We start from the raw sequence: 24,199 nt of genomic DNA on the forward strand, positions 1-24,199 counted from the left end.
AAGAATACACCCACAAAAATAGAAAAATATGCACTCGAAAATGAGATCGGCTATTTTTTGAGGTACTTTTTCAAAAAATTTCCACTTTTTTCAAAAAATATAGCTCAAAATAAGACCAAACCCCTGAAAAAAGTGTGTTTTGGACGGAGAATTAGGAAAATTGTAAAAAGCTGGGGATTACTTACCTTTGCGCATTCATTATCCAAAGGAGAAAATTGAAAAAAGTCGCCTTCTATACGCTCGGTTGCAAGCTGAATTTCTCAGAAACGTCTACTATTTCCAGACAATTTGAGGAAAAAGGCTTCCTGAAAGTCGATTTTCAGGAAAATCCCGACATTTTCATCATCAACACCTGCTCGGTCACCGAAAATGCCGACAAGAAGTGTAAAAAGATCGTAAAGGAGGCTAAAAAAATATCTCCTGATTCCTATGTGGCGATCATTGGCTGTTACGCTCAACTCAAACCTACCGAAATCTCCGAAATCGAGGGGGTAGACGCTGTTTTGGGAGCTGCAGAGAAATTCCGATTGCATGAGCTTTTGGGCGACTTCGCAAAAGAGCAGGAAGCCAAAGTCCTCGCCAGCGAGATTACCGAAGCACGCTCCTTTAATAATGCATACTCAATTAATGACCGTACCCGGACTTTCCTCAAAGTGCAGGATGGCTGCAATTATGGCTGTGCGTTTTGCACTATTCCCTTGGCGAGGGGAAAAAGCCGCAGCAATACCATCGAGTCAGTTTTGGCTTCTGCGCGGGAGATTGCCGCTACCGATGTAAAAGAAATCGTCCTTACCGGTGTCAATATTGGTGACTTTGGGATTGTAGACGGAAAAAGAAATGAGCGCTTTGCCGACTTGGTCTTTGCCTTGGACGAAGTGGAAGGGATTGATCGGTTTCGGATTTCCTCCATCGAGCCCAACCTACTGACCAACGAGATTATCGAATTTGCTTCTCAATCCAAGCGATTTGTCCCTCACTTTCATATTCCTCTACAGTCAGGTTCCAACACCATTTTAAGAAAGATGGGCCGTCGCTACCTCCGGGAGCTATATGAAGACCGGGTAAGCAAAATCAAAACCCTCATGCCTCATGCCTGCATCGGAGTGGACGTAATCGTGGGATTCCCCGGAGAGACGGACGAGTTATTTTTAGAGACCTACAATTTCCTCAACGAGCTAAACATCTCCTATCTCCACGTATTCACCTATTCAGAGCGGGCTAATACCCGGGCCGCCGAAATGGATGGCGTGGTTCCCATGAAAAAGAGAAACGAACGCTCCAAAATGCTTCGGATTCTCTCTGAGAAAAAGAGAAGGAAGTTTTACGAGGAAAATCTGGGCAAGACCTTCACGGTACTTTTCGAAGAGGATGTGGAAAATGGAAAAATGCACGGATTCACAGAAAACTACATCCGCGTAGCCGCAAAATATGACCCGATGCTAATCAATGAGCTGAAAGTCGTTCAGCTGGATCAAATCAACGAGGCCGGTAATGTGGAAGTGCTGGAGCCGGAGATGGTGTATGAGCGGCACTAAGTCAATTTAAAAAAACGAAAATCACCCCTGCGGGGCTCTAGGTAGTTTTTATATCCTTCAGACCCCGGCTCCCTACGGTCACCGAGGGTCTCGAAAAGTAACGATCCTTCGGATCTGATTTAGAAATTTCATGTTTTGAGCTTTTAAGAATACTCTTGTTATTAAACCCAGCTCCGAAGGAGCAAGACTCTTCATGACCGAGGGCGGCCGCCCGTGGAAACGAAAGACAGTTCATTTTTGAGCCCTGAAAGGGTGAAGCTTGTTTTTATTTTCATCCAACACTTTTAAATTCAACTCTATCAAAATCAATTTTTATGACCTCCTATCGCCAATTATTCTATCACATCGTTTTTCATACAAAAGGATCTGAAAAAACTATCAATGACTCCCATTGTAAAGACCTTTACAACTACATCTGGGGAATAGTTAAAAATAAAAACTCAAAGCTCTACCAAATCAACGGAATAGAAGATCACATTCATATGCTGGTCGACATCCATCCCACAATTCCTGTTTCTGATTTTGTTCGTGATGTTAAATCTTTTTCCAGTGGATGGATGAAACAGACGGGACATTTCCAAAATTCAAAGGCTGGGCTGATGGATATGGTGTTTTTTCAGTGTCGTATAGAGAAAAGGATATGATAATTGGATATATCAAAAAACAGAAAGAACATCACGAGAGGATTTCGTTTGAAAATGAGTATAGAAAATTACTCATTGAGGAAGGAGTCACCATTGATGAAAGGTATTTTTTAAAATAAAAACATCACCCCTTTGGGGCTCTTACCATCTTCAGTAAATTCTTTACCCTCGGCTCCCTGCGGTCACCCGAGGTCAAGAAAAGTCACGATCCTGCGGATCTTGTACAAAACCAAAGTGTAAATTCTTGAAGGTTTAATTTTGCAAAAGTCAGCTCTGAAGGAGCAAGACTCTTTATAACCGCAGGCGGCAGCCCGTGGTAGGGAAGTAATCATTTATTTGAGCCCCAAAGGGGTGAAACTCCTTTTCTTTCTTAAGAAAATCACCCCTGCAGGGCTCTAGGTAGTTTTTAAATCCTTCAGACCCCGGCTCCTTACAGTCACCGAGGGTCATGAAAAGTAACAATCCTTCGGATCTGATTTTCAGAGGTCAGAGCTACCTTTTTAAAAGTCTATTTTTTTGGAAAAGACAGCTCCGAAGGAGCCTAACCATTCATGACCGCGGGCGACAGCCCGTAGCAAGTAAACAACTTTTTATTTGAGCCCCGAAGGAGTGAAACTTTTTCCACCACACTTCCATTCCTCATTATTTTTCCTAATTTCATCTCAATCAAAATTCCTACTTTTTCGTGAGCCAAAAACCCTTACAAATCCTTACCGACGAAGCCTGGCTGGAACCTTTTGCCCAAGTCATCCAAAGCCGATACGAGCGCTATCAATCCGCCATTCAGGCCATCAATGACTTCTCCGGCAGCATTCTCGAATTTGCCCGGATGCATGAGTACTATGGCATACACTTCGACAAGTTCAGAAACGGATGGATCTACCGGGAATGGGCCCCTGCGGCCAAAGCCCTCTTTTTGATAGGAGACTTCAACTGGTGGGATCGCAATTCCCATCCCCTACGTCAAAATCATCGGGGCGACTGGGAGATTTTCCTCCCTTTTGAGCAATACCAGCATACCTTCGTTCACCAAAGCCGGATCAAAGTCCGCGTCATCGGTGCCAATGAAACTGATCTGGACCGCATTCCCGCCTACATCACCCGGGTGGTGCAGGATGAAAAAACCCATGACTTTGCAGGCCAACTGTGGTTTCCCGAGGAAAAATTCACCTGGACCGATCAGGATTTTTCCCTGAAACCGATCGCAGCCATGCCTTTGATCTACGAATGCCATGTGGGCATGGCTCAGGAAAAGCTCGGGGTCGGAACCTACCAAGAATTCGAGGAACTCATCCTCCCCCGCATCCAAGCCGGAGGCTACAATGCCATTCAGATGATGGCCGTGATGGAACACCCCTACTACGGTTCCTTTGGCTATCACGTCTCCAACTTCTTTGCCGCTTCTTCCCGATTTGGGACACCCGAAGAACTCAAGTCCCTGATCAATACTGCCCACAGGATGGGCATCGCCGTGATCATGGACATTGTCCATTCCCATGCTGTCAAAAACGTCAACGAAGGCCTCAATGAATTTGACGGGTCGGATGCACAGTACTTCCACCCCGGAGAGCGGGGCTATCACGAGGGCTGGGATTCCAAGCTTTTCGACTATGGCAAGTGGGAAGTGCAGCAGTTCCTCCTATCCAATATCCGCTATTGGCTGGAGGAGTTTCACTTTGACGGGTTCCGCTTCGATGGGGCTACCTCCATGCTTTACCATCACCATGGGCATACGTCCTTCGACTCCGCAGAGAAGTACTTCGATGCCGGAGTGGATGAGGATGCCCTGCTCTATTTTCAGCTCGCAAACACCCTGATTCATGGACTCAAGCCCCATGCCCTCTCCATAGCTGAAGAGGTCAGCGGGATGCCGGGCCTTTCCCGAAAAGTGGCCGATGGAGGAATCGGCTTCGACTTCCGACTCGCCATGGGAATCCCTGACTACTGGATCAAAACGCTAAAGCACAAACTCGACGAGCAGTGGGATCTCTTTGAGCTGTGGCATGAACTGACCAACCGGCCCCTGCGGGAAAAGTCCATCGCCTATGCCGAGAGCCACGATCAGGCGCTGGTCGGGGACAAAAGCATCGCCTTCTGGCTGATGGACAAGGAAATGTACTTCTCCATGTCTGTGCTGGAGCAAAACCTCGTCGTGGACCGAGGCATCGCCCTGCACAAGTTGATCCGTATGATTACAATCTCCCTCGGGGGAGAAGGTTATCTCAACTTTATCGGCAACGAGTTTGGGCATCCGGAGTGGGTGGACTTCCCCCGACTGGGCAACGACTGGAGCTATCAATACGCCCGCCGGCAGTGGTCACTCGTGGATACACCCCACCTGCGCTACCGGCAACTCGACGCATGGGATAAGGCCATGATCCAATTGGTCAAAGACCATAAGCTCCTCTCGGCCCCTCCTGCTGAGCAACTCTTCCTCGAACCCAACAAAAAAGTCCTCGCCTATGAGCGGGGAGGGCTGATTTTTGTGTTTTCCTTCCATCCTACCGAGTCCTTTTTCGGATTTCCAATCCGGATGAAAAAGAAAGGGACCTACCACATCCTGCTTAACTCCGACGACAAGGAATACGGCGGCTTCGAGCGACTCGATCAATCGATCACCTACCCCACGGACAAAGACCAACAGGTGCATTTGTATGTGCCGAATCGGGTGGTGATGGTGATGGGGAGGAAAAAATAAAGTATATAATAAGTACATATACACACCAATAATTTGGAAAATATGTGGACCAAAAATGTATCAATAAATAAGTTGGGCCCCCACTCGGCGTAGTCTCTTCTCAGCACCTTTGAAGTCCAATTTGGCGCTGGGTGAAGTTTTCCCACCCTGCAATCCGACCCAAGGCTAAAATCTTCTATAGGGAAGATTTCTTGACGCCTTGTCCTACCCTACTATCCTTTTGAATTTGCAATTCAACCCATTTCCAGTCCAAATCCCTACACCCCCCACTTCCGAACCGACTTGGCTCAGTTTGAAGCCTTCTCGAGTCATCTTTTTACTAAACCAGTTCAGTTCCGAACTAAGTCAGTTCACCTATTAACCAAACCTGTCTGATTCCGAGCTCAATAAGTTTACCTTTTAACCAAACCATTTCGATTCAGAATCGAATGAGTTTATCTTTTAGCTAAAAAAGTTTGATTCAGAATCGACTGAATTCATCTTTTAACCGAACTAATTCGATCCAGAAACGAGTATGTTCATCTTTTAAATGAACCAGTTTGATTTCGAGCTCAATAAGTTCAACTTTTAACTAAACCAGTTCGATTCGGAACTCACACGATTCATTTTAGAGTTGGGGAGGGGTACTTCCGAAGTACCCCCTCCCACTTCAGAGGTCCAAGCGAGGACCAAAAAGGTCCGACGTTCCACCTCTGAGGTCCAAGCGCAGAGCAAAAAGGTGCAAAGTTCCGCCTCTGAGGTCCAAACATCGAGTAAAAAGGTTCAACGATCCGCCTCTGAAGTCCAAGCGCCGAGCAAAAAGGTCCGACGTTCCGCCTCCGAGGTTCAAGCGTCGAGTAAAAAGGTTCAACGTTGCACCTCATCGGTCCAAGCGCCGAGCAAAAAGGTCCGACGTTCCACCTCTGAAGTCCAAGCGCTACTCTGAGCGCTGGGTGGGATTTGCAATTCAACCCAAATATCCTTTCGAATTTGCAATTCGGATAAACCTAAAATGAGAAACCTATTCAATAAATTTTTCCGTAAATTCAAATCAAACTTCACAGGCCATGACTACCCTAGACCTTAAAAAGCATCTGATTCAGCGAATCTCAGAAATCGAGGATATGGCCTTCTTGGAAGCCATCAAGACGATCTTGGACAGCAAATCAGAAAAACTCCACCTGACTGCTGAACAACGATCCGAAATCAAGCTATCGCAAGATCAGATCAACAAAGGGCTTTTTACCAGTCAGGAGCAATTGGATGAAGAATTTGAAAAATGGGCAAGCGAAAACTGATTTGGTCTCACTTAGCCAAAATCAAACTTTTTGAAGTTCTTGATTTTTATACCAATTCAAAATCCCCGAAAAATTAAAAATCAAGCGAACAGGAATTGAATAGATTTTAATTACTCCTATCCCCCCTCTGATTCCTTACACGACATGCTAAAACTCCTGCGCACCACTTCAGAAAATCCCGACTTCCGAATTCTGGTCTCCAAATTGGATCACTATCTAGCCATCCGAAATGGGGAAAGCAATGAATTTTATGCCCAGTTCAATAAAATTGACCTAATCCAACATGTAGTCGTCGCCTATAGGGATGAAATAGCCGTTGGCTGTGGCGCAATTAAGAAATTTGACGAATCCACCATGGAAGTCAAACGCATGTTTGTCCTTCCCGAAGTCCGGGGAAAAGGAGTAGCCGGAGCAGTTTTGCAGGAATTAGAAAACTGGGCTAAGGATTTGGGAATGGGAAAATGTGTCTTGGAAACAGGGGATGACATGACCGATGCGATCGGGCTTTATCAAAAATTCGGTTACACACCGACTCCGAAATACGGGCAATACCAAGGGGTAGAAGGAAGTGTATGCTTTGAAAAAGTCTTGGTTAAAAGTCCTTGAGATCTGCCAAAAGTGTAAAAAAGGGACCAGCCAAAACTCTACTTTCCCACCTAAGGTTTATCCAATTGGATAATAAGGGGATAGGATAAAATGACCACCGATTTAAAAAAGTCGTAACTTTAAGAAAGTTCTTAAAAAATGGAAACGATTAAAATTGACATATTGAATCCTAAAGCCAAGGACCTGTTGAAAGACCTGGCGAATTTGGATTTGATACGGATCAGGAAAGAGAACTCGGAGGAAACTTTTGCCGAGGTATTAAAAAAATTCAGGAGCAAGTCAGAAAAAGCCCCGAGTCTGGAAGAAATCACAAACGAGGTCGAAGCAGTCCGCAAAGCCCGGTATGAAAAATAGGAGGGTTATTCTGGATACCAACCTGTGGATAAGTTTTTTAATCTCTAATAGACTAAACGAATTGGATGTACTTCTTGAATCTGGAGCTGTGACACTGATTTTTTCTCAGGAATTACTAGAAGAGTTTTTAGAAGTTTCTGAAAGACCCAAATTCAAAAGATTTTTTAAAAAAACTGATATCAAAGCACTCCTTACCCTAATTGAAGATTTTGGAGAAATGATTGAAGTGAAATCAAAAATCAATGAATGCAGGGATCCAAAAGACAATTTCCTGTTAAGTCTATCGGTTGACGGGAAAGCAGATTTCTTAGTAACAGGAGATTCTGATTTATTAGAATTAAAGAAAATACAGAATACTAAAATCGTTTCTTGGGCTGAATTCATTTCCCAAGAATAGAAAATCCCCACACTCGGCGTAGTCTCTTCTCAGTACCTTTGAAATTCGATTTCAAAAAGGTAATTCCACTACTTACCCCCCCCTCTGGGTGTAGATTCTAACATGTGTCTTTGAAGTTCAAATCTGGGCTGAGCGTAGTTTGCAACTACGCTCTTCAATTACAAGCAATTTGTAATTGGGACATCAAAACCATCCACCATACAAATAATCAAATTTCAAATTTGTAGGTATATAAAGGTGTAGTTGCAAACTACACCTAGTCCCAACTATTTCCTCGTTCCAATTACGGCCGGTGCCTCTCTCGGAGTAGTCTCTATTTAGCACCTTTGAAGTTCAATTGGAGGCTGGGTGGAATTAGCAATTCGATCCAATTCCATGTCTAAATCCTATATTTACCATTTTCCAATCCGAACCCCCAAACCATGATTTTTCCCTATATTCAGATCCGTTTCCAAACTTTTCCCTTCTAATTACCGGCCTTTTTCAGCCCAAAAAAGAATTCATGAATAAATCTCTTTTTCTTCTCCTTTTTTCTCTGGCTTGGTTTCCCTCGGAGATTTTCGCTCAAACGCATTCCTTTTCCAGCAATCCACCCCAAACGGTCACGAAAGAAGTCAAAAACGCAGCAGGGCTAGCCTATGAACTGATCATCACCTTACCGCCCGACTATCAAGCCGAAAAGGAATACCCCGTCTTGTACTACCTGGATGCCTGGTGGCTGAGCGGGTTGGTTACCGGATGCTACCGCTTAAGCAGCTTGTCTAATAAAGCCCTGGCCAACAACATGCTTGATATCATCCTGGTCGGAATCTCTTCGGTGGGAAATGAGAAGGATTGGAACAGGCAGCGAAATTGGGACTACACCCCTACCAGGTACAATCAGAACATCGTTTTTAACAACGGGGCCGTCCCCTTAGACCAAACGACCACCGGTGGGGCAGAGGATTTTATCCGGTTTTTGCGGACGGTAGTATTCCCATCTGTTGAAGCAGAGTACAAGACAGACCCCACATCCCGAGGGATATTGGGGCATTCTTTAGGCGGATTGTTTGGAGCCTACGCCTATTTGCAGCATCCCGATCTGTTTTCGAATTATATTTTGCTTGCTCCATCCGTTTGGTGGAACAATTCTGAATTGCTGGTGGATAAGGAATTCTTTATCAGCGCCTCTCCGGCCAAAATGTACGTGGGGATGGGTTCCGATGAAATAAAAATGATGAAAGCACCGATGCCTACTTTTATTGAATACCTCAATCAGGAAGGAAACTCGAAGCTGAAAATGACTTTCCGGGAATTTGAAAATGAAAATCATCAGTCTGTATTGCCCAGAGGCATTTACGAGGCTTTAGTGTTTATTTATACCCAGGCTGATACGAATTGATAGCACAGGGATGACGGACGCGAAACAACTACTCAAAAAAATCGGATTGCCCCTACTTTCTCTGGTATTCCTACACAATATCTACAAGGTCTTGGTGCTTTTGCTAAAGATTCATCCCGAAGACCTCTCTTCCCTAGCCAGCTTCGTGGCTGCCTTTGCCTTAAACTTATTGACCACAGGAATGGTCGCTTTTGTGGGTTTTGCTTACCCGACAAGCCGACTTCTTCCCAATTCTTACTACCAAATCAAAAACGCCAAAAGGCTTAATCGCATTTATTCCCTGCTTGGTGTTCCCTTATTTCGGATATTTTTATTGAAAACATTTTACCGTACTGCCGATAACAAAAAGTATTTCAACGGGACCAAAACCGGGTTGAAACAGTTTGATTACCATACCAAGCAATCCGAATTCGGTCATTTGGTGGCATTTATTTTACTGTTTGGCATTTCCCTACTCTTAGGAATAAAAGGACATATTACGCTGTCACTGTGGACCTTGGGCATCAATATTTTATTCAATTTCTACCCCATAGTCCTCCAAAGAAAACACAGGATTGTGGTTCAGCGCTTGGTGAAATAAAAAATTCATTGAGTTCTTCTAAGCAAAGTCTCTACTCATGAGCTTTGAGGTACTATCTGCCCCGGGCTGTAATTTGCCCCTATTACCCTTTCGAATTTGGATTTCGATCCATTTAAATCCCCTGAGATCAGACCAATAAAAGGCAGAACTTAATCCTCCCTTTCCACCACCAATACCATCGAGGAGGACATATTGGGAAAGACTTTCCAGGAATTCTGCGCTCCATATTTGTAATAGTGGGTCTGAAATACTGCGGGCATGGAAATATTGAGTCCAAACGCGTTCCCTCGTTTGCTGGCCCCTACCCACTCGATACTGGCCACGATAGTACCGCTAAGCACCAGATTTTCATCTTCCAAGTCAAAAGTCACCCAGCCATTCTTATGGTTGGCTACTAGTCTCAGAATCGGCTTTGTGTTCAGCACATTAGTAGGTTTGCCGGATTCGAGTTCGTAGAAATTCACCCGGATCATCAGCGAATCAAAATTGTTGAATGCCACAAAGAATTTAAGGCTTGAGACATAGTTTGGCCCATCGCCCAGTCGGAATTTTCGACCGATCTCCGAACCAAGATTCATCCCGGGCTGGGTGCTGATCGCTAAATTGGTCTTTATAGCAGTTTTTTCATCCTCGTTTCCGTACGTTTTGGTATGCAGAGCGCCTGATTTGACCACCGCCTCCTGCAGCTGAATGAGGTTTTCCTTTAGCTGGAAGTGCATGAGCTCCCCAATACTTTCCTCGGTAAGCATCACCTCTATGGGCTCAAATCCCATACTGGAAATCCGCAGGGGAATGCTAAGATTAGGCATTTCGACAAAGTAGAGCCTAAACTCACCCTCCATCGATGACACCGTCCCAATAGAAGTACCCACAAAACCTACATTCACAAATGGAATCGGGCGATCCTGCTGGTCTGTTACTTTTCCGTAGATTAGATATTCAGCATGGACGAGAAAGGGAAGAAGGATGAGGCAGCAAGTAGGAAAGATTTTTTTCATGGCAAATAGAATCAGGGAGTTGAAAAACCAAAGTACCATTGAGTAAAGAGCCTAGATGATTGATTGGGGAATTGAAGCGACTTACGAATGGATTTTCAGTTTCTTCCTCCAATCTCTGGAAGCTTTGGAGATCAGAATGGAGCCTACCAAAGTAGGAGTAAGCCATACCACCCAACCCGGATTGATAGTTACATTCGTTACCAAAAAGGCAGTCAAGGTGGCGATGTAAGCTCCGCCGATCATCCCGATGTGCTTGATCAGCCAAGTCTTGTCATTGGGTAGAAATATCCGACTGTGCAAAATCTTACTTAGGTCCCGAAGCGCGGATATCAACAGAATAAGTCCAAAAACCCCCATCACAGAGACATAAAATGCTCCTTCATCAAGCATGGTTTTGATAGGCTGAATCACCATCCCGGCAGACACAATCAGAGCGATGCTGATCGGTAGTATATCCTTCCACCCGGTGGTGTAGTTTTCTTTGAGTCGAAAGTAAAAGATCGAGCGCTGACCGGTGTAGGTCAGATAGAGTGTGAAAACACCAACGGTGAAAAGGAAAGGATTGGATTTGAGTCCAGTCATCAGGATCGCAGAAAGCCCGACGACATACATCATGTACACGTACCACTTTCCGGATTTTAGGTGATTCTTTTGGCCTTTGGCAGAGCTCATGGCCATCGCTCCGGTGAGTAATGCCAAAAAGCCTGAGATGATGTGAAGGATAAGTAAGGATTGATAAAGCATAAGTCTTGTCGTTTTTTTGTCAAACTTATGCGCTCCCTCGGCCAGTAAAAAATAGTTGGGATACAGGGAAAGGTTTTGGGATAAATAGCACGAATTGGGCTGAAATGCACGATTTCTGGGCTAAAGAACACGATTTATTCCAGCAGCTTTTTGATTTTGGCCACCATATTCCGTGAAACAGGAATCTCATTTTGGCTGTGTTTCAGCCTGAGTTGCAGGCCTTGGGCATTGCCACGGAAGCTTTCCAAATAATCCAAATTGACCAAAAACGCCCTATGGCAACGGATAAGCCTAGGATAGCCTTCCACGTCATTTTCCAGTCTTCCCAAGGTACTTCTCACGAGTGATTTTTGGAGTTTGCCTTCGAGCAAATGATAGACTGCCACATAATTGTCAGCAGTCTCCGCATAGACTAGATCCGATGCGTAGATTTCCAAGTCATCTTTTTTGAGTTCAGAATGGATTTGGATTTTAGCATCTGAGGGTGAATTAGTGGTTTCCTTTGCTCTAGAAATACTACCTGAAAGATCGCTTGCGGATCGGGTATTTGCCCGAAGCAAATGGGTGTATTTGAGCATCATGAAAAAGAGGATAGGGAAAAACCCTACGCCCAAGGTATACAATTGGAAGTAAAGGAATCCCCTGAGCGTAAGCCCGATAGAAAACATGTAATCGGAATAGAGTGTGTTGAATACTCCAATAAGGAAAAAGTTTAGAAGGGTAATGAGGAGTTCCCTGCCAAAGACCCAATGATTCTCCTGAAAATACCCGGGAAATAGTCTCCGTATAGCAATCGTGCCAAGCACAATGGTAGCAAAAGTGATCAAGCCATACGAAGCGGTCACCTTCAGCAGTCCGTCCAGTGTCTCTGCTCCAAGGCCGAAAGGTTGGAAAAAGGACAAAAACAGAAAAACAAAAATTGCTACCAAGGCCCCAAACCAAGTCATCTTTCGGATCGAATTCAAAGGGTAGGGTTCTTTCAGCAATTGGATGACCCACATGGCAAAACAGTCATTTAGTACGTTCGAAATATACCCAAATGCATGGAATGAAAAGTATCATTGGCCTTGTCAACCTCTAAATGCCGAGCAAAAAGACCCGAAATTCAATCTCCCCCACTCGGCGTAGTCTCTTCTCAGTACCTTTGAAATTCGATTTCAAAAAGGTAATTCCACTACTTAACCCCAATCACTCCCAACCCAATTAATTTCTTTTTTTTGACTTTATCCATTGGAATTGATTTTCAAAGCTAGCGCCGAATCTCTATTTTGAAGGGGTAATCCAAACTTCGAATAGCTTGATCAAGAGCTTAACTTTTATTTAGAATTATTTTATGGATTGGTTAGCAACTCCGGGTTCTCTTACTTTTCTATTGATAGGGGCCTTTTTCCTTAGAAAACTTTGGCTTGGCGCCATATTGGCACTCGTCTTTCTGATTGGGCTAAAACTATTCTCCGGAGTAGACTTTGGCTATTTTATCAACCCCGCCATCAATGGTACAATGATCAGTATCGAGCTGGCCCTGTTACTTTTTGGGGCCTATCTCCTATTCCAACTTCTGCAATCAAACGATCACTTCAGCACCCTCAACCGAATTACTTCCGGATTTTCTTCCAAGCTGACGGTGATCATTCTTTTCAGCTACTTTTTGGGAAGCTTCATGGAGGGAGTCGCGGGTTTTGGCATTCCGGCTATGCTGATTACCCCGATGCTGCTGACCTTGGGATTTCGCCCGCAGACTTGCATTATCATTCCACTTGCAGCCAATACAACGGCAGTCACTTTTGGAGCTTTGGGCACTCCTTTGAAAATCGGACTGGGTATTTTTGAACCTGACGCAGCAGTCAGATTCACCGTTTTACTCAACGTTATTCCGGCGATTTTGCTTCCCTTTTTCCTCGCATTTCTCTTTGAAAAGATTGAGCAAGTCAAATTAAACTGGCCAAAAAATTTCAAAATGCTTTTAGGTGCTGGGGTGATTTATGGCGCTCTTTACCTTGCTTCCGGAATGTTGACGATCGAATACGCCTCGGTCATTTCGGGTATTGTAGGAATGTTACTGTACACATTCTTTTTTGTTTCCAAGGAAGAAAATCCCTCATTGCGATCCTGGCTTGATACCTTTTACCCCTATCTGATTTTCATCGTATTGCTTTTGATTGCCAAGTTTCTCCTTTCCGGGATATCTTGGACCATTGGCTCAGACACCCGTCCCATATCGCTCTATCAGCCTGGGGCGATTTTTATCCTGACTGGTCTGGTGTACCATCTAGATATCAAAACCAAAGTCAATACTGCTTTTTCCTTTAGCCATCACATGGAGCAGACCGGCAGTATTGTATCCAAAACTGTCCTGACCATCTTTCTTTTGGTCTGCTATGCCCAACTGATCCGAATCGACATCGCTTTACTTACCCAAACTAAGCTTTCGGATTTGAGCGATACTGCCAAATTGATCGTCAGTCCCGTATTGGGGATTTTGGGCAGTTTTTTGAGTGGCAGCGCTACGATGAGCAACCTTATTTTCGGAAACACCATACAATCGGCTGCATTTGCAGCTGCCCATGTGTTTGTCCTCTCTGCACTACTCAATACCGGAAGTGCGATCGGCAACTGCATATCCTTGCAAAATATCCTGATGGTCAAGTCAGTCATCAACGCACCCGAGGTAAGCTACTCGAAGATTATGAAATTAAATCTCATCTGGATTGTGTTTTACCTGTCGATTGTAATCGGAGTTTCTTTTGCACTGGTGGCTTGGACTTGATTTTCACAAGTACCTTGATCCCTTGAAATACAGTTTCTTAACATAAATTGTACTCAGTAAGGGTATTGTCTATTCAAACCACCAACAATCAAAGAATTTGGAAGTTACTTTTTCATCGGTTTTGCGATAAATTAATATCTTGACTTTCCGATGGCTAACCTTTTCTACTCCATGAAAAACGCGCTTTTGACTTGGGTCCTGTTTTTTGTTCTCAGTTCACTTCAGGCACAGAATTACAGCCTTTACTCCAATGAGCAGATTATCCTCGACTCCAAACACCTTCAGGAGACTATCACGGTCAATCTCCACCTACCCGAAACCCAACCTTACAGCGCCCCATCTACCAGCTATCCGATTACGGTAATTTTCGATAGTCAGCATGAGCGGACTTACCCTTTGATCATCAGTTCCATAGACCTGCTGACCAGCGAGACACAGATGCCAGAATCCATTATTCTCGGCATTCCTTTCAACTTCCAAAACCGTCGCTACTTTACTTCCAGCCAGAAAAAGATCAACGATACCCTCTCAGGCATAGAGCGGATGGAGCTTTTCCTTTTTGAAGAGCTCTTGCCCATGATCAAAACCCAGTACAAGGGCAATGACTACCTGACCCTCGTCGGCCACTCTCGGACGGGCTTTTTGGTTAACTATTTAGCCTTCCAAAGACCCAATCAAGTCAATAATGCAATCTCTCTGAGTGGTTTTTTTGACGATAAACCGCTCACAATCGACACCTTCTCCGGCCTGTTGACCGATGGAAGCAAGTTTCCTCATCGGTTCAACTACTACTTCACAGCGGGAACTACGCTGGAGGAATCCACCTATTTGACCGAGATGAAAAGCCTGGACAGCTTGCTGAAAACCCGCTCAATTCCTGATCATATCAAAATCGACCTACAGGAAACCCCCAATGCCAATCACATTTCCAACTATTGGGTATCCCTACCTTCTATTTTGATGGATGCTTTTTCCCCTTACAATTCCATTTTGGACCGGTGGTTTCATGAAGAAGGAAAGGCAGAAAATGCAAAACAGCCTATTCAGGAATTCAAGTTGGATTTGGCCAAAGCAGGTGCTGAAGTGGGCTTGGGCCTGAATCCCAGCGTCACCCATATCTTCTCCCTCGCCTCCCAGTTTGCAGGGGATCAGGATTACAAGACAGCAATGGATTTCTTTGAAATGGGTTTGGATTTCTATCCGGACTATCTGGATTTCCATATCGAACTGATCAGCTATGCCCAGGAGATCGGGGATCAGGAAAAGTTAGCCAGGTACAAGGCAGAACTTATGGAAAAGACCCAAGGCAGCACCCGACTAAGCGAAGCCGAAAAAGAGGAGATCTACAAGTACCTCAACGGAGACAGGGACTAAACTTCCTCACGTCACATTAATCTACTACAGACCTTACGATCCAGAATCGAAAAATCCACACCATCATGACCAGAGAAGAACTTAATGTACTGAGCAACGAAGAACTTTTGGCCGAGAAAAAGAAGCTGAAAAACTCCAAAATCTTCCATGCGACGCTGATCGGTTTTCTTATCGGAATTCTCCTATTTGGATTTGGGGCTTGGATCCTTTCTCCTGAGAAGCAAGCAGGATTCCTTATTCCTATGATTTTTCCGATTTGGTTTGTTTACAAAATGCTGAAAAATCCAAAAAAGGATTCGGATCTGGAGGAGGTACTCAAGGAACGGGGATTGGATTGAGTTTTGCCTCGTTTAGCAATTACTCAATCCTTGCCATTCATTTTAGATTTCGAATGAAATCGGGCAATACTAGAAACAGCATTAAGTTCTTATTATTTAACTCTGTCAAAATAATCTAATTTGGACTATGTTTTATTCAAGTCATCGATTTGATCAATCGTTCATTTAACCTAAATTTAACTTATGACGGACACTAAATTGAAATTGGAAATCAATTCTTTACCCAAGAAAATGAGGGAGGAAGTCGCTGATTTTGTAGAGTTCCTAAAAGCAAAATCCAAAACAAAACCCTACCCTAAAGAGCGTGAGTTTGGGTTTGCCAAAGGGAAAATCAAGCATAAACCTGATTTTGACGAACCTCTGAACGAATTCAAAGAATACATGTGATGGCCTATTTTCTGGATACTCATACCTTGCTTTGGTTCGTATCAGGTGATAAACTCTTACCGGAATCATCCAAAAAAATCATAAAAAACATCAATGAATCCTGCTTTTTAAGTGCAGTAAGTCTCTGGGAAATCACTATTAAACATCAATTAAAAAAACTTGAACTAGGTCTATCCCTTGAAGAGCTTTTTGAATATGTAGATAGAAATCAGATTGAAATCATTCCTATAAACTACCTTCACCTTATTCAACTTTCTAAATTACCTTCTCATCATGGGGATCCTTTTGACCGATTGATTATTTCTCAGGCCATCTCTGAAAATCTCACATTGACCTCTAAGGACAGTATTTTCAAAGAATACGAGGTTAAGGTAATTTGGGACTAAGGTCCACCAATTGATCAAAAACTAAGCCCTACATAGTAAAATATACTAGGTTTTTGAAATAAGGGTATCCACTAAGTTTACTTGTGATATCAGCACCTTTGATTTTCTTGATTTCCAAAAGATATTTTCACAAAATCCACCAATCAATATTACCTAACTCTTTTTCGCTATGTCCAATATCCAATTGATCATCGAAGAGCGAGCTGCCGATATCGGCAAGTTTCTCGTAGGCAGGCTTCTCCCCTTTCGTCAAAAGCGCATGATCGGCCCCTTCATCTACCTAGATCATATGGGTCCGGTGAAGCTCAATGCCCGGGAGCAGATGGATATCCTTCCCCATCCACACATTGGGCTTTCTACCTTGACTTTTCTTTTCGAAGGAAGCATTATGCATCGGGATACCTTGGGAAATGCCGTGGAAATCCGCCCCGGAGCGGTCAATTGGATGACGGCAGGCAAAGGAATCGTGCACTCCGAACGTACGCCTGACCACCTGAGAGATTCGGAATTGACCATGCATGGGCTTCAGATTTGGGTGGCTTTGCCCAAGGAGTTGGAGCAGATGAAACCCGAATTTTTCCATATCGAAGCCCACCAACTTCCGGCTTGGGAAGAGGAAGGACTCCAATGGAAGCTGGTCGCTGGAGAAGTATTAGGCCATCGCTCTCCAGTGCCGGTGTATAGCCCGCTGTATATGCTGGAGATCAAAAGCTCCAAAAGGCAAACTATAAATCTGGAAGGAAAGCTATTCGGAGAAAGCGGCCTATATATTCTGAAAGGAGGGATAGAAAGTGAAGGAAACCGGTTTGGTCCCAAGCAGATTTTGGTCGCCAAAGAGGCTTCCTTGTGTGAATTCATCATCGAAGCAGACAGTACGATTTATATTTTTGGAGGAGAGCCTTTTCCTGAAGAAAGATTTATTGACTGGAATTTTGTGGCTACAGATAAGGAATTGATCCAAAAAGCCAAGGAAAAATGGGCAGCTCAGGAATTTGAAAAAATACCCGGCGACGAAGAGGAGTATGTGCCTTATCCCAGTTTTAGGAAAAAGTGATTTTGGTTAAAAGTCAAAGCTAAAGCTGATTTTGGCCACTGGAAGGTTATTGAATAGGGATATTCTCTTTATTGTCGGTCAAAGAATAACCTATAGAAATAAACTCAATAGGGAGTACTTAAGACTTTTGTCTTTGGCTCTTAGACTATTATCCTTAACAATTACACCTAGAATTTTCCCTACTGATATGTCTTCGGATTATCACAAAATATTAAATTCAATAATATTTCAAACATGTAAAAATGGAACCTATTCTAGATCCATCTCAATACATTAAAAACAGGCTAGATCAATACCAAGGATGGTATGATAAAAAAGCTGTACTTATGAAGAAGAGTTACCTTAGAGGTAGAGTTTTGTCTGCAATTGGAGCTGTTCTAGTTCCGATCATTACCAATGTTTCTCTTCCTGAATTAAAAATCACTAACGATTTAATCCTGGATTTTCCAAAAATAATTGCAACAATTCTTTCTACAGCAGTTGCTCTTTTTATTGCTTTGGAAGGGGTTCTTCATTATAGAGAGCAATGGAAAAATTATAGGACTACGGAGCAATATTTGACTGCTCAAAAAAATCTCTTTTTAAATAAGGTGGGAGATTATTCAAATCTTAGTGAAAATGAAGCATTCAGACTTCTGGTAAACAGAGTTGAAACTGCCATTTCCGAAGAAAATTCGATTACCTTAAACGTCCTAACAAAAATCGATAATGGAAAAAATCCTTCTTAAATAAACTACAAAAGAAAATCATATTCCTCCCTATGAAACTCTTCCTCCTGATAAATGGCGGGAATTCTCCCAAAGGTAAATTGATCCAAGACCTTACCATCGCCTTTTCTTCCTATGATTTGGAAAGGGTCTCACCCCATTTGGTAGATGACATCACCTGGACTCTTGTGGGAGAGCAACCGGTAAAAGGAAAGGCTAATTTTCTGGCCGCACTGGGAGAAATGATGGGTAATCCTGCCTCTGAGCTGCATATTTCCCAAATCCTGACCCATGGAAAAGAAGCGGCGGTGCATGGAGAAATGGTCATGGAAAATGGAGATCGATTCGCATTTGCAGACTTTTATGTGTTTAGCAGTGCAGGTTCTGAAAAAGTAAAATCCATCACCAGTTTTGTCATCCAGAAATAGATGTGGAAATCAATGGCATTGCCCTGAAGGCAGAGGAAAATATCTTTTTCTTTTGGTGATTGGCAAAAAGTGAAAGAGGAAGACTCCCGAAAAGAATATTTTTTTTATTTTTATTGAATTTCAAAATTTTAAATAGGATAAATGCAGCTATGAAAAAATATCAATTGTTTTTGACTCTTTCACTTTTCCTTGTATGGGTTGGTTGTGAAAGCCCAATTACTGAGCCTAATACCACCATGTATTTTGGAGGGGATATCTTAACCATGGTAGGTGACGCTCCGGAATATGCAGAGGCATTGGTGGAAAAGGAAGGGAAGATTCTCTTTGTCGGCTCCATGGAAGAGGCTATGGCAAAAGCCGGAAAAGGACATCAAATGATAGACTTACAAGGCAAAACCTTGGTTCCCGGATTTATCGATGGACATGCACATTTTGGAGCTTTTGGAGCGCAAGCGATAACAGCCAATTTATTGGCTGCCCCAGATGGGAATTGTAATAGTATAGACGAACTCATTGCTGAACTTAAGAGGTGGCATAATGAAAATGGCATTGAAAAGACTCAAGGCTGGATTATTGGGATGGGCTTTGATGATGCCGTTTTGGCTGAAAAGAGATTTCCGACCCGACACGATTTGGATCAAGTATCTACAGAGGTTCCTGTGATGACGGTCCATATTTCAGGGCATTTCACATCAGTCAATACCAAAGGCCTTGAAGTTTTGGGAATTACTGCTGATACTCCTAATCCAAATGGAGGCCTAATCCGTCGAGAACAAGACGGAAAAACTCCTAACGGGGTCTTGGAAGAATTAGCAGCAATTCCCGGAATGATCAAGGCAATCACTCCTGGCACTCCTGAATTAAATGACTTGTATTTGGACGCCGGCCAAAAAATGGCAGCTTCTTTCGGCTACACCACTGCACAAGAAGGTCGAGCTATGACAAATCATGAGCAATTGGCGGATTATGCTGAGAGAGGCAAATTTTATCTTGATGTCAATTCTTATATCGATTATTCTTTTCCTCAATATCTCAGAAGCAAATGGTATAGCCGACAATACACCAATCATTATCGGATTGCAGGATTGAAATTAACCCTTGACGGCTCACCTCAAGGAAGGACAGCTTGGAGAACCACTCCTTATCTTTTACCTCCTGATGGACAAGAAAAAGGATATAGCGGATATCCTGCTATTGCTGATGATGAAGAGGTGAGAAGTATCGTAGATAGTGCTTTTGCCAATAACTGGCAACTTCTCACGCACTGCAACGGGGATGCCGCCGCTGATCAATTATTTCGTGCTCTCAATTCTGCAGCAGAAAAGTACGGGAATGAGGATAGGAGAAACGTTCTGATCCATGGTCAGTTGATTCGAATGGATCAATTGGATAGTCTCAAAAAATATGAAGTAGTAGCCTCGCTATTCCCGATGCATACTTTCTATTGGGGTGATTGGTACAAGGAAATCATCGGACCCGAAAAAGCAAACCAAATAAGCCCAATCAAATCGGCTTTAAGTAAAGGGATTCATGTCACTAGCCATACCGATGCTCCTGTTGCCTTCCCTAATCTGATGATGATTCTTCACACTTCTGTAAATCGGGTCAGCCGAAGTGGTTCAGTTATGGGCGAATCAGAAAGGCTCACCCCATATGAAGCAATGAAAGCCATCACCATCTGGGGAGCTTGGCAACATTTTGAAGAGGATTCTAAAGGCACGCTCGAGGAAGGAAAACTTGCGGATTTGGTTATACTGGAGAGAAATCCGTTAAAGGTAGACCCAATGACCTTGAAGGATATCCGAGTCTTAGAAACAATCAAAGAGGGTAAATCTATCTATAAGCGGGAATAGAAATTTTGTTTACTTTTCTACAAAATTGCTTCTATGCCAGTATGCGCTTTTCTCTCCATTTCGAATACCGAGGGTTGGTTTATCGATGATGATTTGGTTCACCCTTATTTGGAAGAATTTGGCTGGACGGTTCAAAATATTCCATGGGATCAGGAGACCGATTGGAACCGATTTGATCTAGTAGTCATCCGTAGCCCTTGGGACTATCAAGATCACCTCACGGAGTTTCTGCGAGTGCTTTACAAAATCAATCAATCCAAGGCCATCCTGTTAAACTCCCTGGAATTGGTGCATTGGAATGTTAACAAAAGCTACCTTTTCGAATTGGAGTCCAAGGGCGTGGAATTGGTCCCCACGATCAAACCCACCATACTCCAGCTGGCAGATATTCGGAATGCTTTTGAAGTTTTTCAAACTGATGAGTTAATCGTAAAGCCTCAGATTGGTGCCAATGCAGATGATACTTTTAGGCTAAAAAAATCCGATGAAGCATCTTGGAATACAGTCCTTCCCTATTTCAAGAATAAGGTAGGCATGCTCCAACCCTTCATGAACAGTGTCATTGAGGAAGGTGAGTTTTCTCTGATGTATTTTAAGGGAAAACTCAGTCATACCATTCTAAAAACGGTTGGAAAAGGAGATTTCAGGGTTCAGGAGGAGCATGGAGGAGGAGTCATTCCTATCTCATCTCCTGAGACCAAACTCATAGAAGCAGCTCAAAAAGCTTTAGCAGCACTTCCATTGGAACCATTTTATGCCCGTGTGGACTTGGTCAGAACCCCTGAGAACACCTTTGCGCTGATGGAATTGGAGCTGATTGAACCTTGCCTTTATTTTCGGTTTGACCCCAATTCTCCTCGGGTTTTTGCAGAACTTTTGGATGAGTTTTGGAAGAATTCCCAAGTGATTACTACCTCCACCACTTCCTAAAACCATGCTTGCAGAAATCCATCCTAAACTTCCCATGAGGGACAAAGCCAAAACTGAAAAATTCTATTTGGATTTGTTAGGCTTTAAACTCCTTGGAAGCACCTCCTTTCCTGAATACCTGATGGTAAAAAAGGATAAAATCGAACTGCATTTTTTTCTTTTTCCCGGGCTAAATCCTCTGGAAAACTACGGGCAAGTCTACATCCGTGTGGAAAATATAGAAAAAGTATATCAGGATTTCTTGGAGAGAAAAGTGCCTTTTCATCCCAACGGCCCTCTTCAGAGCAAGCCTTGGGGGCAGATCGAGTTTTCCATTTTGGATCCGGATCACAACTTGCTGACTTTCGGACAAAGCCTCTGATCAAAATCCAAAACTGAGGTTACCACCCTTTCGAAATGCTTTCAGATTAAACTCAGGCAAGGTTTTGCCTTGGAAATATTTCTTTTTGGAATGTTTATAGAGCTGATGGATACTTTCCGCAAGAACTCCCTCCCCTTTCATTCGCCGGCCAAACTGATTGTCCTGGACTTTTCCTCCATGAAGTCCCGCGATTTGGTTCATCACTTTGTGAAATCGATCGGGAAAGTTTTTGTGCAACCAATCAGAGAAGATCTCCTCCAACTTACCATTGAGCCGGACTACAGTCATTCCAGCTCCTTTAGCACCATGGTCAGCAGCAGCTTTTAAAATTGCAGGGATTTCATGGTGATTCAGACCGGGAATGATCGGTGCACTCATCACGGCAGCCGGAATGCCCGCCTTGTCCAAATCCTCCAATATTTTCAGCCTTTTGATCGCACTGGCAGTTCTGGGCTCCATTTTTCTCCTGAGATCTTCATTCAAAGTAGTGATTGATATATAGACCTGTACCAAATTATCATAAGCCAAATCCTGCAGCAAATCCAAATCCCGAAGGATCAGATTGTTTTTGGTAATCAGTCCGACGGGATGCCGATAGTGCACAAAAACCTTGAGCAATTCACGGGTGATTTTCATCTCCTTTTCCAAAGGCTGGTAGCAATCCGTATTTCCTGAAAGAGAAATGGGGGTTACTTTCCAGTTTTTCGAAAGGAGTTTTTTCTCTAAAAGCCGGGGTGCATCCGGCTTGGCCATCAGCTTGGTCTCAAAGTCCAAACCTGCCGTGTAGCCATAGTATTCGTGGGAATTTCGGGCATAGCAATAGATGCATCCATGCTCGCAACCTTGGTAGGGATTGAGGGAAAAACTCAATCCAATGTCAGGACTGGAAATGGGATTGACAATGGTCTTGGGATGCTCGATTCTTACTTCTGTCTTGGGAGAAAGCAAAAGCGGCTCGTCGATGCCCTCCATGTGCTCTGCTACTATTCTATTGGCTAAAAATCGGTTGCCCGACTGAATCTGTGCCCCTCTTCCTTTGAAATATTCGCTTTCTCTGTCAATCATTTTGTCAAAATCAGGTAGCTTATTTTAACCCTATTTTGAGAAAAGAAAAGAGAATTGACTGGAAATGTCGGCTAATTTGGGATTTACGAATTACGATTTACGAGGGTATGGATAGGATTCCGGCTTTGGATTCTAGGAAACCTTACAACGTTAAAACCTTACAACCTTTCAACTCTAATCTTCCAATCTTTCAATTTTTAAAAAGGAAAAATCAAAAGGGCATGCTGACTCACAGTATTAAAATCCCTCCAAACCCGATTCAATTCAGTGTGGGTTTTGGCAGCTTCCAGTCCTGCAAAAGGGTACATTTTGGAATTGAGTTCGCGGCAGGTAGCTGTTAGTTTACGGCTGATTTTGCTTACCGATTTCAGGTTCTTTTTGGATATCTTCCCTTCATTTTGAAGTTCTTTCCAGGATTCTGATACTTGAGCATAAAAGTCATTCCTGACTTTGTCCAGTTTTTCCTGGGTCTTCTTTTCCTGCTTGCGAAAGTACTTGAGATGCTTAGAATCATACTTTCGGATTTCATTTCTTTTCCAAAAAGTCTTAGAAATCAATTCCAATAAATGGCTAGAAATCCCAAGGATGTTAACTGCCAAAGTAGCCTCGGCAAATTGCAAAAAGGGATATTGATAAATGGGACTCTTCAGCTTGGTATGCGAGGGAAGAATTTCAAAGCATCGATTGAAAGGAACTTTGATATTTTCAGCTTTGAAGGCGTGACTTCCGGTAGCAATCATCCCCATGTAACTCCAACCATCCAGTATTTCCACCTCTTCTTTTTTCAGAATAAAGGCCCTGACCACAGGATTTCCCTTTTTATCCAAAAGCGGTTTGCCGTTTTCCAGAATCTCACAATTTGCCGTAAAATGGCTGGCATGCAAAGCTCCTGAAGCGTAAGTCCATTGACCGGAAATCAGGTACTCTTCCCCTATCAGGTCTGCTTTTCCACCCACAAATCCGCTTCCGGCCAGACAGACCTTGGGATCTGCAAAAACCTCTCGTGCCAACTCTTGATCCAAAAATCCCACAAACCAAGTCGCTCCTGCACATAAGGTCACTGTCCATCCCAAACTGCCGTCCTGTCTGGCAAGCTTTTCTTCAATTTTTAAGCCTTCAATCAAATCCAAACCCAAACCACCTAATTCCTTTGGAACAAATAGTTTGAACCATTTTTCTTGGTAAATCAAATCAAGCATTTCTGTAGTCAGGCAACCCTGGTTTTCGGCTTTCGATGCCCAATCAGTGTTGATCAATGCGGGTAAATTCATAAGGCAAGTTTACGAATAAATAGACCTAAAGGCTGTCCTCCTTCTCCAGAGGCAGAGCAAAAAC

Annotated in this window: 24 protein-coding genes and 1 pseudogene; 20 read left to right on the plus strand and 5 right to left on the minus strand. The window is 43.4% G+C overall.

Annotation, left to right across the window (positions count from 1 at the left end; genetic code table 11):
* Nucleotides 1-215 precede the first annotated feature (215 nt).
* The 9 genes and pseudogenes from mtaB to AAA942_RS04840 all read left to right on the plus strand — a co-directional run bounded on the left by mtaB (nucleotide 216) and on the right by AAA942_RS04840 (nucleotide 9,472).
* Nucleotides 216-1,535 (plus strand): tRNA (N(6)-L-threonylcarbamoyladenosine(37)-C(2))-methylthiotransferase MtaB, encoded by a 1,320-nt coding sequence (mtaB, locus tag AAA942_RS04800; protein ID WP_338219098.1) that lies wholly within the window; start codon nucleotides 216-218, stop codon nucleotides 1,533-1,535.
* A 314-nt stretch (nucleotides 1,536-1,849) separates the two neighbouring features.
* A pseudogene (gene tnpA, locus AAA942_RS04805) lies at nucleotides 1,850-2,298 on the plus strand (IS200/IS605 family transposase).
* 566 nt (nucleotides 2,299-2,864) lie between these two features.
* The gene (locus AAA942_RS04810; protein WP_338219100.1) at nucleotides 2,865-4,877 is read left to right on the plus strand and encodes an alpha amylase C-terminal domain-containing protein; all 2,013 of its coding nucleotides are present in this window, start codon (nucleotides 2,865-2,867) and stop codon (nucleotides 4,875-4,877) included.
* A gap of 1,046 nt (nucleotides 4,878-5,923) precedes the next feature.
* Nucleotides 5,924-6,154, plus strand: coding sequence for a hypothetical protein (locus tag AAA942_RS04815; protein ID WP_338219101.1), 231 nt, complete (start codon nucleotides 5,924-5,926; stop codon nucleotides 6,152-6,154).
* Nucleotides 6,155-6,298: 144 nt separating this feature from the next.
* Nucleotides 6,299-6,760 (plus strand): GNAT family N-acetyltransferase, encoded by a 462-nt coding sequence (locus tag AAA942_RS04820; RefSeq protein WP_338219102.1) that lies wholly within the window; start codon nucleotides 6,299-6,301, stop codon nucleotides 6,758-6,760.
* A 138-nt stretch (nucleotides 6,761-6,898) separates the two neighbouring features.
* The gene (locus AAA942_RS04825; protein ID WP_338219103.1) at nucleotides 6,899-7,114 is read left to right on the plus strand and encodes a hypothetical protein; all 216 of its coding nucleotides are present in this window, start codon (nucleotides 6,899-6,901) and stop codon (nucleotides 7,112-7,114) included.
* Nucleotides 7,104-7,511: a putative toxin-antitoxin system toxin component, PIN family gene (locus tag AAA942_RS04830; RefSeq protein ID WP_338219104.1), complete on the plus strand. Its 408-nt coding sequence runs from the start codon at nucleotides 7,104-7,106 to the stop codon at nucleotides 7,509-7,511. The genes AAA942_RS04825 and AAA942_RS04830 overlap by 11 nt, the downstream gene beginning before the upstream one ends.
* Nucleotides 7,512-8,013: 502 nt before the next feature.
* Nucleotides 8,014-8,892 carry an alpha/beta hydrolase gene (locus tag AAA942_RS04835; protein ID WP_338219106.1) on the plus strand — a complete coding sequence of 293 codons (879 nt, stop codon included), beginning with the start codon at nucleotides 8,014-8,016 and terminating at the stop codon, nucleotides 8,890-8,892.
* Between the two features lie 10 nt (nucleotides 8,893-8,902).
* Nucleotides 8,903-9,472: a glycosyl-4,4'-diaponeurosporenoate acyltransferase CrtO family protein gene (locus AAA942_RS04840; protein WP_338219107.1), complete on the plus strand. Its 570-nt coding sequence runs from the start codon at nucleotides 8,903-8,905 to the stop codon at nucleotides 9,470-9,472.
* A gap of 149 nt (nucleotides 9,473-9,621) precedes the next feature.
* Here AAA942_RS04840 and AAA942_RS04845 read toward each other — a convergent pair whose 3' ends face one another.
* The 3 genes from AAA942_RS04845 to AAA942_RS04855 form a co-directional block, all read right to left on the minus strand.
* The gene (locus AAA942_RS04845) at nucleotides 9,622-10,470 is read right to left on the minus strand and encodes a carboxypeptidase-like regulatory domain-containing protein (RefSeq protein WP_338219108.1); all 849 of its coding nucleotides are present in this window, start codon (nucleotides 10,468-10,470) and stop codon (nucleotides 9,622-9,624) included.
* An 81-nt stretch (nucleotides 10,471-10,551) separates the two neighbouring features.
* Nucleotides 10,552-11,214: a hypothetical protein gene (locus AAA942_RS04850; protein ID WP_338219109.1), complete on the minus strand. Its 663-nt coding sequence runs from the start codon at nucleotides 11,212-11,214 to the stop codon at nucleotides 10,552-10,554.
* A gap of 134 nt (nucleotides 11,215-11,348) precedes the next feature.
* Nucleotides 11,349-12,215, minus strand: coding sequence for a LytR/AlgR family response regulator transcription factor (locus AAA942_RS04855; protein WP_338219110.1), 867 nt, complete (start codon nucleotides 12,213-12,215; stop codon nucleotides 11,349-11,351).
* A 332-nt stretch (nucleotides 12,216-12,547) separates the two neighbouring features.
* Between AAA942_RS04855 and AAA942_RS04860 the strand changes: the two genes are divergently transcribed.
* From AAA942_RS04860 to AAA942_RS04910, 11 genes are all read left to right on the plus strand, one after another.
* Nucleotides 12,548-13,981, plus strand: coding sequence for an L-lactate permease (locus tag AAA942_RS04860; RefSeq protein ID WP_338219111.1), 1,434 nt, complete (start codon nucleotides 12,548-12,550; stop codon nucleotides 13,979-13,981).
* Nucleotides 13,982-14,152: 171 nt separating this feature from the next.
* Complete coding sequence (locus tag AAA942_RS04865; RefSeq protein ID WP_338219112.1) at nucleotides 14,153-15,355, plus strand: alpha/beta hydrolase-fold protein; 1,203 nt, start codon at nucleotides 14,153-14,155, stop codon at nucleotides 15,353-15,355.
* 65 nt (nucleotides 15,356-15,420) lie between these two features.
* The gene (locus tag AAA942_RS04870; protein ID WP_338219113.1) at nucleotides 15,421-15,693 is read left to right on the plus strand and encodes a hypothetical protein; all 273 of its coding nucleotides are present in this window, start codon (nucleotides 15,421-15,423) and stop codon (nucleotides 15,691-15,693) included.
* A 183-nt stretch (nucleotides 15,694-15,876) separates the two neighbouring features.
* The gene (gene vapB, locus AAA942_RS04875; RefSeq protein WP_338219114.1) at nucleotides 15,877-16,080 is read left to right on the plus strand and encodes a type II toxin-antitoxin system VapB family antitoxin; all 204 of its coding nucleotides are present in this window, start codon (nucleotides 15,877-15,879) and stop codon (nucleotides 16,078-16,080) included.
* Nucleotides 16,080-16,466, plus strand: a complete 387-nt coding sequence (locus AAA942_RS04880; RefSeq protein WP_338219115.1) for a type II toxin-antitoxin system VapC family toxin — start codon at nucleotides 16,080-16,082, stop codon at nucleotides 16,464-16,466. The genes vapB and AAA942_RS04880 overlap by 1 nt, the downstream gene beginning before the upstream one ends.
* A 169-nt stretch (nucleotides 16,467-16,635) precedes the next feature.
* Entirely contained in the window at nucleotides 16,636-17,520 is an 885-nt protein-coding gene (locus tag AAA942_RS04885) for a pirin family protein (protein ID WP_338219116.1), read from the plus strand.
* Between the two features lie 242 nt (nucleotides 17,521-17,762).
* Nucleotides 17,763-18,248, plus strand: a complete 486-nt coding sequence (locus AAA942_RS04890) for a DUF4231 domain-containing protein (RefSeq protein ID WP_338219117.1) — start codon at nucleotides 17,763-17,765, stop codon at nucleotides 18,246-18,248.
* Nucleotides 18,249-18,280: 32 nt separating this feature from the next.
* Complete coding sequence (locus AAA942_RS04895) at nucleotides 18,281-18,655, plus strand: nuclear transport factor 2 family protein (protein ID WP_338219118.1); 375 nt, start codon at nucleotides 18,281-18,283, stop codon at nucleotides 18,653-18,655.
* A gap of 149 nt (nucleotides 18,656-18,804) precedes the next feature.
* Nucleotides 18,805-20,508, plus strand: coding sequence for an amidohydrolase (locus tag AAA942_RS04900; protein ID WP_338219119.1), 1,704 nt, complete (start codon nucleotides 18,805-18,807; stop codon nucleotides 20,506-20,508).
* A gap of 33 nt (nucleotides 20,509-20,541) precedes the next feature.
* The gene (locus AAA942_RS04905; protein WP_338219120.1) at nucleotides 20,542-21,438 is read left to right on the plus strand and encodes an ATP-grasp domain-containing protein; all 897 of its coding nucleotides are present in this window, start codon (nucleotides 20,542-20,544) and stop codon (nucleotides 21,436-21,438) included.
* Nucleotides 21,439-21,442: 4 nt separating this feature from the next.
* The gene (locus AAA942_RS04910; RefSeq protein ID WP_338219121.1) at nucleotides 21,443-21,799 is read left to right on the plus strand and encodes a bleomycin resistance protein; all 357 of its coding nucleotides are present in this window, start codon (nucleotides 21,443-21,445) and stop codon (nucleotides 21,797-21,799) included.
* Here AAA942_RS04910 and AAA942_RS04915 read toward each other — a convergent pair whose 3' ends face one another.
* A complete protein-coding gene (locus AAA942_RS04915) occupies nucleotides 21,800-22,864 on the minus strand; it encodes a PA0069 family radical SAM protein (RefSeq protein ID WP_338219122.1) in 1,065 nt (354 codons plus the stop codon).
* Nucleotides 22,865-23,061: 197 nt separating this feature from the next.
* Complete coding sequence (locus tag AAA942_RS04920) at nucleotides 23,062-24,135, minus strand: acyl-CoA dehydrogenase (protein WP_338219123.1); 1,074 nt, start codon at nucleotides 24,133-24,135, stop codon at nucleotides 23,062-23,064.
* Nucleotides 24,136-24,199 lie beyond the last annotated feature (64 nt).

This window comes from Algoriphagus sp. oki45 (genome assembly GCF_036245605.1).
Classification (GTDB): Bacteria; Bacteroidota; Bacteroidia; order Cytophagales; family Cyclobacteriaceae; genus Algoriphagus.